This is a genomic window from Mycobacterium sp. SMC-2, from assembly GCF_025263485.1.
In the GTDB taxonomy this organism is placed as follows: domain Bacteria; phylum Actinomycetota; class Actinomycetes; order Mycobacteriales; family Mycobacteriaceae; genus Mycobacterium.
Genome location: NZ_CP079863.1, coordinates 2102710 through 2114094, shown reverse-complemented (window position 1 = coordinate 2114094; position 11385 = coordinate 2102710). Strand labels below are relative to the sequence as shown.

Genomic DNA, 11385 nt, shown 5'->3' with positions numbered 1-11385 from the left:
AATCGCTATTCGCGAAACTCGAGGACCTCGGTGACCAGGCGCCGAGACGTGGCTTCGACGTGTTGGCCGCCGGGCGGTGCACTCCCGACCCGGATCAGCAGCTGCGGCGCCCCGGTCGTTCCGACGATGCTCGTGACGATCCGGCGACTCTGTTCGATCTCGGTCATGTGGGTCAGCGTGCAGGTGGCCGCGCCGGCCATGGTGCACTCGAGCAGCACTGCCGACAGGGCCTCGCCGCAGCGCAGCACATCCAGCGGTGCATCACCGTGCCGGGTGGACAGCACGACGATCTTCGAGCAGTCGTGGTCGACGGCGGTGCGGCGGTGGCCACCCCCGACTGGGGGAAACCGCCGGGAGACGTCCACGCGGGCGGCCTCGGACGAGGACACCAGAGATGTTTGCGGGACGTGGGTCTCGTCCGACTCGAATGGCGATGTCCACCAGCGCAACTCGGACAGATACGTGGTGTCGTATCGACGCAGCGACTCGATGAGCGCCGACTCCTCCGCCAGGCGTGGGCGGTCGTCGTCGGGCACCACATCCAGCAGGACGTTGAACGGCATCACCGCGCACCGCAGCGCCGAGTGCAAGGCCGGCCAGCCGGCCGGCGCGCCGAACGGCAGCCGGTCGGTGCGGCGGCGGCCGATCGCCGCCGCACGCCGCCGATGCTGCTCCGACACCGCATCCAGGGCATGGAACCGCAGTGTCGCCAGGTGATTCGGCAGCGACGGATCGGGAAGGCGCTCGGTGGCGCACTCCCAGCCGGCGGCCGCCATGGCGACCCGGAGGTGATCCAGGACCGCCCCGCAGCTCAACAACAGCTCCCGGCCGGTGTGGTCGGTGGCGGGCACCAACCGGCAGGGATCCGCCCACAGCTGCAGGCCCGCATGTTCGACGATCCACCGCCAGGGCTGGCTGTTGTGCAGTGAGGGCGCCCGGCTTGCCAACATCACCGCGTCACGGATGACTTCGGCATCCGGCGCCCGCACGGTAATGTCAGCCATCTCGTTCAGCGCTCCCCGGAATGCGTCCGCGCATGCGCGGATTCCAGCAACAACCGGCGCTCGGCGGAGGCGATCACCCGGCGGGCGGCCGCCGCCGCGTCCGGGTTGACCGACACGGAGGTGATGCCCATGCGCACCAGATGCTCGGCGAAGCTTGGATTGGTCGACGGGGCCTGACCGCACAGCGACGAGGTGATGCCGTGTTTGCGCGCTGTCGCCACGACGCGGCCGATCGCATCCAGCACCGCGCCGTCGGATTCGTCGAACAACTCGGCGCAGATGTCCGAATCGCGGTCCACCCCGAGCACCAGCTGCGTGAGGTCGTTGCTGCCGATGGAAACCCCGTCGATGCCCATGCCGATGTACTCGGGCAGCCAATACGTGACCGACGGCACCTCGGCCATCACCCAGCGATGCAGGCCGCGTTGGGCGCCTAGCGGGCTGGCGTCCACCAACGACAGGCACGCTTCGAGTTCCCACCGGGTCCGCACGAAGGGAATCATCAGGTGCAGGTTGGGGTTACGCTCGCGCACCCGGGCCAGCGCCTCGAGTTCGAGGGCGAACAGATCCGGGTCCTTGACGTAGCGGTAGCACCCGCGGTAGCCGATCATCGGGTTGTGTTCGACCGGTTCGTAGGCTTCGCCTCCGCGCAAGCCGCGGAATTCGTTGCTGCGGAAATCGGTGGCGCGGTAGATGACCGGCCGGGTGCCGAAGGCCGAGGCGATGCGGCCGATGGACGCCACCATGGCGTCGACGAGGCCGGCCTGCTCGCCGTGGGCGATGAGGTCTCGCGGGTGCCGGCCCGAAAGCGCCTGCGTCAGCAGGAATTCCGCACGCAGCAGGCCCACGCCGTCGACGTCCGAAGCGGCGACCGTTTCGGCGGTGTCGGGGATGGCCAGGTTGACATAGATCTTGGTGCCGGTCACTTCCCCGCCGCCGGCTGCAGCCGGTGGCTGCTCGACGGTCGTCGCCCGCACCCGCGGGGCCTGCTCGCCGGCGGTGACGGTGCCGTGCCCACCGTCGACGGTCACCGTCTGCCCGTCGCGCAGAATGGTCGTCGCGTCCCGGGCGCCCACCACGCAGGGCACGTTCAGCTCACGCGCGACGATCGCCGCGTGGCAGGTCATCCCGCCCGTCTCGGTCACCAGCGCGGCCGCGCGGCGGATGGCCGGAAGCCAGTCCGGATTGGTCATTGGGGCAACCAGAATCTCGTTGTCCTGCAACCGGTTACCCTCCTCCGGGCTGTGCAGCACGCGCACCCGTCCGGCGGCGGAGCCGGGCGCCGCGGGCAGCCCGCGCACCAGCACGCCGGTCGACTCGGCGGATGCTTCCGGGTGCAGCGTCGTGATGGGCCGGGCCTGCACCAGCCAGGCCTTCCCCCCGGCGATCGCCCATTCGATGTCCTGGGGGCAGCCGTGGTGGTTCTCCACCGCGATCGCCAGTTCGGCGATCCGGCGCAGCGCCGCGTCGTCCAGCACGCGAGCCTGCGCCAGTTCGGGTTCCAGGTCCACGACGAGGTCGCGCCCGTCGGGGCCGCGGACGATCTTGAACGCCTGGTAGCCCACCTTGACGTCGATCACGTCGAGCGTCTTCTTGTCCACGACGTAGGTGTCCGGCTGGACCTTGCCGGACACCACGACCTCACCCAGTCCGAGCGCGGCCTCGATGACGATGTGCCCCGGGTCCCCCGTGCTGGGGTCGGTGGTGAACGCGACCCCGGACTGCTCGGAGGCGATCATCTGCTGGACGACCACCGCCATGGCCGGATCGGCGGTGAAACCCCGGCTGGCTCGATAGGTGACCACGCGCGGGCTGAACAGCGAGGCCCAGCACTGCGTGACTGCGTCGACGAGGGCGTCCTCGCCGGTCACGTTCGTCAGCGTCTGGTTCATTCCCGCGAACGAGGCGTCGCGGCCGTCCTCGCCCGTCGCCGACGAGCGCACGGCCACAACGATGTTCGAGCCGAGCGCGCGGTAGGACGCGAGCAGTTGGTCGCGAACGTCCTCGCTGACGCCTGCCCCGGTGACCAGCTGGCGCATGCGCTGGCACAGCTCGGACAGCCGGGCGCTGCTGTCGACCTTCGTCAGGGCTTCGCGGTGCAGCGCGGCGAGTTCGGCGTCGACCCCGCCCGCCCGCATCGCGGCCCGATAGCTGCTGCGCAGCAACACGAACCCGGGCGGGACCGGGAGCCCGGCGGCGACCAACTCCCCCATGTTGGCACCCTTGCCGCCGGCCTCCTCGGAGTCACTGAGCCGCAACGCCGATATGTCGCTGACATACGCGTTGACGACGGTTTCCGTTGACATGCCTTACTCCTTCTCAGCCAAGCGTTGGTGCTGCCATACGTCGTGAGCCTCGCGCGCTGCCTCCTCGGGCCTTGCCGAGGTGTCGATGAGGTGTGCGCTGTCCCAGCCGGAGCGCTGGGCGGCCAACACGGCGGCGATCTCCGGGGTCACCTCCGAATTGCCGGCGGGCCTGGTCGCGATTCGCCAGCCGGCCGCGTCGATGGTCACCGAGCACATGAGTTCGACGAAGGCCGAATGCGTTTCCGCGGCGAGGCGGCGGGCCTGCGTGCGCGCGTCCGGGTCCCGCCAGGTGCCGTCCAGGATCACCGACTGCCCGGCGCTGAGCAGCGGGCGCGCCCGGTGCAGGACCGACTCGTAGACCGCCGCCACGTTGTCGACGCTGTACAGACCCGCGTCGAGCACGCCGGAATCCCCGCCGATGGTGCCCGCGTCGCGCAGCTCGCGGCGCACGTCGTCGGTCGAGATGACCTGCGCCCCAACGCGTCCGGCGAGCGCACGGGCGAGGGTCGACTTGCCCGTGCCCGGGTTGCCACCGACGAGCGCCAGTCGGACCGCGCCGCTTTCCAGGTGTCCGGTCGCGATGGCGAGGTGGCGGCGCGCGTCCTGGGCCGCGGCGTGTTTGCCCTGCGACAGGCGAACGCAGTCCACCTTCGCCCTCACCACGGCGCGATAGGCGATGTAGAAGTCGCACAGTGACGACGGCGCCGTGTCGCCCGAATGCTGGGCGTAACGCTCGAGGAAGTGGCCGGCGAGGTCTTTTCGTCCGAGGAACTCGAGATCCATGGCCAAAAACGCGGCGTCGTCGATGCAGTCCACGTAGCGGAGTTCGTCGTCGAACTCCAGGCAGTCGAGCAACGCCGGCTTCCCGTCCACCCAGAAGATGTCGTCGGCGAGCAGATCACCGTGCCCGTCGACGATGCACTTCTGTACGACGCGGCGCTCGAACAGGGGCGCGCGGCCCGCGATGTACTGGGCGACCAGGCGCTCGATCCGCGACACGGCTTCCGCAGTGACCCCGGGCGTGGACGCGTCGGCGTAGCGCCGCAGTTCCGACAGGTTTTCGCGCCAGCGGCGTTCGACCGCCGCGGCCCCACCCTGGGCGCTGATGGCGGGGCTCCGCTTGGCGTCGCGGTGAAAGTCGGCCAACAGCCCGGCGATGGCGTCCAGTGCACCCCGAACCGACTCGTCGGAATCGCGAAACACCATGGACGCCAACCGGTTCTGGTCGCTGTAGCGCCGCATGACGATGACCGGCTCGGGCGGGCCGCCGGCCGGGTCGGACAGCTGCGCCACCCCGAGGTAGCTGTCCGGCGACAGCCGGCTGTTCAGCTCGACCTCCCGGCGACACGCGCGTTCCCGCTGCTCGGGGGCGCGAAAGTCGAGGAAGTCGGTGAGCACGGGCTTCTTCGCCTTGTACGCCCGATCCCCGGCCAAAACGACGACGCCGGTGTGGGTTTCGTGCATTTCGAGGTAGGGCACGGCGGTCTTCGTCGCTTCTCCGGTGGCTGTCGCTGCGGGCATGGCGCGGCGCGGCTCTACGATGGCCGGGCCACGATGACGGGCATGCGGACCGAGTGCACGACGGCGTTACTGACCGAACCGAGCAACACACCGGACAGGCCGCCGCGGCCGTGACTGCCCACGACGACCAGTTGGGCGGACTCCGACTGTTCGATGAGCTGCCGGGCAGGGCGGTCGGCAACGACCACGCGCCGCACGGTGACATCGGGATAGCGCTCCTGCCAGCCGGCCAGCTGTTCGGCCAGACTCCGCTCGGCTTCCGCCTTCACCGCCGACCAATCCACGCCGGGCAGTTCGAAGACGTCGACGTCACTCCATGCGTGCAACGCCGTCAGCTCGACACCGCGACGCGACGCTTCATCGAAGGCAACGGCCACCGCAACATCCGAGGCCGGTGAGCCGTCGACGCCCACGAGGACCGGGGCTTGCTGCGGATGCTCCATGAGCGGATCCTCGTCGCGGATGACCGCGACCGGGCAGCGCGCGCTGCGGACCACTCCGCTGCTCACCGAACCCAGCAGCAGCCTGGCCAACCCGCCGCGCCCAGTGCTGCCGACGACGACCATCTCGGCCTCTTTGGACATCTCGACCAGAGTGGGCACCGGGGGCGCACACCTCAGCTCGCTTCGGACGTCGATCTTGCGGTCCGTGGTGACGGCGTCCTCGGCGACCTTGACCGCCTGCTCGAGGACCTCCCGGCCCCGCTCTTCCTGCCACACCGCCACGCCGGTCGACAGGGGAAGGGCCGGATACATCGGCACCATCGCGTTCACCATGTGGACCACCGTCAGCGGGACGTGTCGCATCGCCGCGTCCCGGGCCGCCCAACACACGGCGGCGTTCGAGGCCGGCGATCCGTCGATTCCCACGACGATGCCATGGCGGTTTGCAAGTGCGGACATTTCTTCTCCCTCCATCTCCCAAAACGCTATGGCGCGACCGACCGTCGATCATGAGGCTTTAGTCACCAACCCCATGGTCATGAGGCCCCGGCGCCGCCGGGGGACCTTGACGGGCGCCCGCGCTGTGGCATCGTCCCAATGGTGACTGAATGGCCCGTCACCGTCGACCGGCGCTACCACGACGCGGTGATTTTCGGCCTCGACTGTGTCGTTGCGCAGCGGGCCCCAGGTGTGGTCGAGGCCCGCGATTCAACCGCCGCGCTGCTGCGGCGGCTGCGTGAGGTCGGCGTCGCCACCGCCGTCTATTCGGTTGCCCGCGACTGCGCGCCCCTATTGCGGTCCGCGGGAATCGACCAACTGGTCGACGTTGCGGTCTGCGCGGCCGACACCGCCGGGCGGGGCGAGGCGGCGCTGACCATGGCGGTGACGCGCCTGGGGGTGCGCCCGGTCCGTTGCGTCCTTGTCGACTGCGACGAAGGCGGCCTCGCGGTCGGCCGGGACGGTGGCTTCGGCCTCGTCATCGGCCTCGAGCGCAACGGCGGAACCGACGAATTGCTGGCGCACGGGGCCGACACCGTCGTCGCCGACTTCGCCGAGATCTCGGTGCACCGCGGCGGCGCGCCGCTGTCGGCCATCGCCGACGCGATGGGCGTCTACAGCCAGTTGAAGGAACTGGTGGCGAGCCGCCGACCGGCGGTGTTCCTGGACTTCGACGGCACGCTGTCCGAGATCGTCGCCCAGCCGGAGTCCGCCAGGCCGGTTCAGGGCGCTCTGGAAGCGTTGCAGGCGCTGGCCGCCGAGTGCACCGTCGCGGTGATAAGCGGCCGCGACTTGGCCGACCTTCGGGAACGGCTGCGGGTCGACGGGATCTGGTACGCGGCCGGCCACGGCTTCGAGCTTCTCGCACCGGACGGGACCCACCACGAGAACGCCGCCGCCATCGGTGCCACCGGCGTGCTGGCGCACGCGGCCGACCGATTGACCGCGCTGCTCCACGATGTCCCCGGAATCCGCGTGGAGCACAAGCGGTTCGGGGTCTCGATTCACTACCGCAACGTCGACCCGGCACAGGTCGATCGGGTGATCGCGACGGTACGCAAACTCGGACGATCCCAATACCTGCGGATCACGATGGGCCGCAGGGTCATCGAGCTTCGTCCCCGCCTCGATTGGGACAAGGGCAGGACGCTCACCTGGATCCTCGAACACATCGCGGGGGCCGGCGGCGATACCGTGTTTCCGATCTACGTCGGCGACGACATCTCCGACGAAGACGCCTTCGACGCGGTCCACTTCGACGGAGTGGGAATTGCGGTGCGGCACGACGAGGACGGGGACCGGCCCTCCGCCGCGCTGTTCAGCCTGGCCAATCCACCGGCGGTGTGCGATTTCGTCCGCCGGCTCGCGGACGATCTGCACGAAGCGGCGGTCGAACCCAACGACGCGTGGGAACTGGTGTATGAGGGCTATGACCCCGCGTACGAGCGGCTGCGCGAGACGCTGTGCACCGTCGGCACCGGCTACGTCGCCACCCGGGGCTGCGCTCCGGAGGCAACTGCGAGCGAGGCCCATTACCCGGGGACGTATGCGGCCGGCGTCTACAACACGCTGACCGATCGCATCGCCGGCCGGACGATCGAGAACGAAAGCCTGGTCAACCTCCCCAACTGGTTGTCGCTGACGTTTCGGATCAACGGCGGGCCGTGGTTTCACATCGACAACGCCGAGTTGCTGTTCTACCGACAGACATTCGACCTGCGGCATGCGACGTTGACCCGCAGCTTGCGGTTCCGCGACGGTGCGGGCCAGACCACGACGGTGACCCAGCAGCGGTTCGCATCCATGCACCAGCCGCACCTGCTCGCCATGCAGACCACGATCGTCGCGGAGAACTGGTCGGGCACCGTGGAGTTCCGCTCGCTGCTGGACGGCGGCGTGCGCAACACCATGGTCGAGCGCTACCGATCGCTGTCGAGCACACACCTCACGTCATCGGCGATCGAGGAAGCGGACGAATCGGTGATATTGCGCACCGAGACCTCGCAGTCGCGCATCGCGGTCGCGGTGGCTGCGCGCAGCACGGTGTGGTGCGACGACGCGCGGGCCGCTGCGCAGTACAAATTCGTGCGCGAAGGCGATCGCGGCGGACACGACATCCAGGTGGCGCTGGCCGCCGGGCAATCGGTCACCTGCGAGAAGATCGCGACCATCTTCACCGGCAGGGACGACGCGATATCGGAACCGGCGAGCACCGCGCAGCTGCACCTCGACGCCGCCGGCCGGTATGCCGAGCTGCATCGTCAGCACGCCCGGGCCTGGGACCTGTTGTGGGAACAATGCGCCATCGGCCTCGCCGGCGGCACCGACGCGCTTCGCCTCCTGCGATTGCACCTGGTGCACCTGCTGCAGACGATTTCACCGCACACCGCCGAACTCGACGCCGGGGTGCCAGCCAGGGGGCTGCACGGTGAGGCCTACCGCGGGCATGTCTTCTGGGACTCGCTTTTCGTTTCCCCGGTGCTCAGCGTGCGCATGCCCAATGTGGCACGGTCGCTGCTGCTCTACCGCTACCGGCGGCTCCCCGAGGCCCGCCGGGCGGCCCGCAGAGCCGGTTATCTGGGCGCGATGTATCCCTGGCAATCGGGCAGCGACGGGCGCGAGGTGAGCCAGGAGCTGCATCTGAACCCCGCGTCCGGCCGCTGGAACCCCGATGCCAGCGCCCGGGCACATCACGTCGGTCTCGCCATCGCCTACAACACCTGGCAGCACTATCAGGTGACCGGTGACAGGCGGTTCCTGGTCGACTACGGCGCCGAGATGCTGGTCGAGATCGCGCGGTTCTGGGTAGGGCTTGCCACCTTTGACGAAAGTCGCGGCCGCTACACGATCAAGGGGATCATCGGCCCCGACGAGTTCCATTCGGGCTACCCGGGCAAGGAGTACGACGGGATAGACAACAACGCGTACACCAATGTCATGGCGGTCTGGGCGATCATGCGGGCTATGGACGCGTTGGACTTGCTCCCGCTGCGGGATCGCCTCGACCTCGTCGGCAAGATCGACCTCACCAGCGACGAGCTCGGCCGGTGGGATCATGTGACGCGGCGAATGTTCGTCCCCTTCCACGACAACGTGATCAGTCAGTTCGAAGGCTATTCGCAACTGGCGGAGCTGGATTGGGACGACTACCGGCAGCGCTACGGAAACATCCAGCGGCTCGACCGCATCCTCGAGGCCGAGAACGACAGCGTGAACAATTACAAGGCGTCCAAGCAGGCCGACGTGCTGATGCTGTTCTACTTGCTGTCGTCGGACGAGTTGCTGTCGTTGTTCGGCCGGCTCGGCTACCGCTTCACGCCGGAGCGAATCCCCGAAACGGTGGACTACTACCTGGCGCGCACCTCGGAGGGATCGACGCTCAGCGCGCTCGTGCATTCGTGGGTCCTCACCCGCGCCCACCGGCACCACGCCATGAAGTACTTTGTGCGGGTACTGGCCTCCGACGTCGTCGACATCCAGGGCGGCACCACATCGGAAGGGATACACCTGGCCGCGATGGCCGGCAGCATCGATCTGCTGCAACGGTGTTTCACCGGACTGGAGACCCGCGACGACCGGCTGATCCTGAGCCCGCTATGGCCGAAAGCGCTGGACCCGATCGAGTTTCCGTTCGTCTACCGCGGCCAACGGCTACACCTTCGGGTCAGCGGGCGGGCGGGCGAGCTGACCTCCGAGGCCGGCAACAGCGCATCGGTCACGGTGGAGTGCCGCGGCCGTGTGCACCATCTGCTGCCCGGGAATAAAGTCGAGGTCGACTGAGGCGAGGTGACGAATGTCCGCGAACGGGGGCCCAAGGGCCCTGCTGAGCCAAGCCGTATCCCCATAACGTGGCCAGTGCCGGGTCGGGGTCCCCGGCGGTCAGTCAGCAGGAGGAGTCGATGAACAGTCCGCAGTCGTCGCAGCGGATCGTGGTGGGTATCGACGGCTCGGACGCCGCGATCAATGCGGCCAAATGGGCCGCCGCCGAGGCCGTCAGCCGCAACATCCCGCTCCGGCTGATCCACGCCATCCCGCAGCGGGGTGCGGACGCGGCCGGTGACGACAGCCTGGACGTCGAATACGCCCAGACGTCGTTGCGCGCCGCCGATGCCGCGCTCGAGGCCACCGGTCAGCCGGTCAAAGTCGAATGCGACATCGTGCGCGGTTCCTCCGAGAGTGCGCTGATCGACGAATCCCGGGACGCCGCAATGGTATGCGTGGGCTCCGTGGGCACGGGCTGGGTGGCCCGCAAGGTCCTGGGCTCGACCGCGGACACCGTGGCGCGGAAGGCGCACTGCCCAGTGGCCGTCATCCGCAGCACCCCCGCGCCGGCCGGCGGATTCGTCGCCGTCGCCGTCGACGAATCGGCGGGCAACGACGCCGTGCTCGAGCATGGCTTCCGCGAGGCGCGCCTTCGTGATGCACCGATCCTGGCGATGGGAGTCTGGCGATGGGGCCTCGGTGAGATCCCCTACCGCCAGCTGGATCGCCGGCTCGGCCCCTGGGTGTCGCAGTATCGCGAAGTACACGTGCAACCCGCCGCGGCACGGCGCGGGGCGGCCGAATTCCTCATGCACACACAGGAGCCCGTCCAGCTCGCGGTGGTGGGCAGCGGGGACGCCGACAAGGTCGCCCGCATGGTCGGGCCGATCACCCCGCACCCGGGCGGCCACACGGGCTGCTCGGTGCTCGTCGTTCGGGACTAGCTACCCTGGCTTTTCATCCTCAACGAACAACCACCACGGGAACTCGCGCCGACTGCGCCACCGCCGAACTCACCGAGCCGAGCAACATCCCGGGGAATCCGCCGCGGCCCCGGCTACCGACCACCACCAGCTGGGCGTGCTCGGATTCTTTCAGCAGCCACTCGGACGGCTTGTCGCAGAACAGTTTCCGCTCGATGTGCACGTCGGGATAGCGCTCTTGCCAGCCGGCGAGGCGTTCGGCGAGGATTTCTTGCGCTTCCTTCTCGCGGTAATGCCAGTCCATGCCGAGGATGGGGAACACCCCCACGTCGCTCCATACGTGCACCGCCACCAGCCCCACTCCCCTGCGCGAGGCTTCGTCGAAGGCCAGGGCGGTCGCCGCTTCCGACGCGGGGGATCCGTCGACGCCCAGCACCACCGGGGCGCCGGACTCCGGTGCCGCCCCTACGCCGGTGTGAATGACCGCGACCGGGCAGTGGGCGTAGTGCACGAGTCCGGTGGTCACCGAGCCGAGCAGCAGGCGGCCCAGCGCACCGAGCCCCTGGCTTCCGGCGACGATCATCCAGGCGTCCTTGGAGGCCGTGGTCAGTGCCGGTACGATCGCCGAATACACCGTCTCCGTGTGTATTTCGGGTGGTTCGGAGTCGCCGACGGTGGCGGCGAACGTCTTGCGGGCCTGGTCGATGACGGTTCGCGCGCTCTCGTGCTGCCACTCGGGCATCTCGGCGTACAGTTGGCCCACCGGCCAGCCGACGACCACGGGCGGAACCGCGTGGATCAGCGTGACGGGCAGACCATGCATTATGGCCTCACGCGTCGCCCAAGCGACGGCGGCGTCGGATGCGGCCGACCCGTCGACACACACCAGCACTCCATACTTCTTGGCGTTCTCCGTCATTTTTCCTCC

The 11385-nt window shown here is 68.9% G+C and carries 7 protein-coding genes; 2 read left to right on the top strand and 5 right to left on the bottom strand.

Annotation, left to right across the window (positions count from 1 at the left end):
- Positions 1-5 precede the first annotated feature (5 nt).
- The 4 genes from KXD96_RS10025 to KXD96_RS10010 are packed head-to-tail and all read right to left on the bottom strand — an operon-like array spanning position 6 to position 5733.
- Positions 6-1004 carry an Acg family FMN-binding oxidoreductase gene (locus KXD96_RS10025; RefSeq protein WP_260744424.1) on the bottom strand — a complete coding sequence of 333 codons (999 nt, stop codon included), beginning with the start codon at positions 1002-1004 and terminating at the stop codon, positions 6-8.
- 5 nt (positions 1005-1009) lie between these two features.
- The gene (ppsA, locus tag KXD96_RS10020; RefSeq protein WP_260744423.1) at positions 1010-3310 is read right to left on the bottom strand and encodes a phosphoenolpyruvate synthase; all 2301 of its coding nucleotides are present in this window, start codon (positions 3308-3310) and stop codon (positions 1010-1012) included.
- A gap of 3 nt (positions 3311-3313) precedes the next feature.
- Positions 3314-4831 carry a bifunctional aminoglycoside phosphotransferase/ATP-binding protein gene (locus KXD96_RS10015; protein ID WP_260744422.1) on the bottom strand — a complete coding sequence of 506 codons (1518 nt, stop codon included), beginning with the start codon at positions 4829-4831 and terminating at the stop codon, positions 3314-3316.
- Positions 4832-4845: 14 nt separating this feature from the next.
- A complete protein-coding gene (locus KXD96_RS10010; protein WP_260744421.1) occupies positions 4846-5733 on the bottom strand; it encodes a universal stress protein in 888 nt (295 codons plus the stop codon).
- A gap of 138 nt (positions 5734-5871) precedes the next feature.
- Here KXD96_RS10010 and otsB point away from each other — a divergent pair, with 138 nt between their 5' ends.
- Together otsB and KXD96_RS10000 are read left to right on the top strand one after the other, a co-directional pair.
- Positions 5872-9552, top strand: a complete 3681-nt coding sequence (gene otsB / locus KXD96_RS10005; RefSeq protein WP_260744420.1) for a trehalose-phosphatase — start codon at positions 5872-5874, stop codon at positions 9550-9552.
- Between the two features lie 119 nt (positions 9553-9671).
- A complete protein-coding gene (locus KXD96_RS10000) occupies positions 9672-10478 on the top strand; it encodes a universal stress protein (protein WP_260744419.1) in 807 nt (268 codons plus the stop codon).
- 19 nt (positions 10479-10497) lie between these two features.
- On the opposite strand, the gene KXD96_RS09995 is transcribed toward KXD96_RS10000, so the two are convergent.
- A complete protein-coding gene (locus KXD96_RS09995; RefSeq protein WP_260744418.1) occupies positions 10498-11376 on the bottom strand; it encodes a universal stress protein in 879 nt (292 codons plus the stop codon).
- Positions 11377-11385 lie beyond the last annotated feature (9 nt).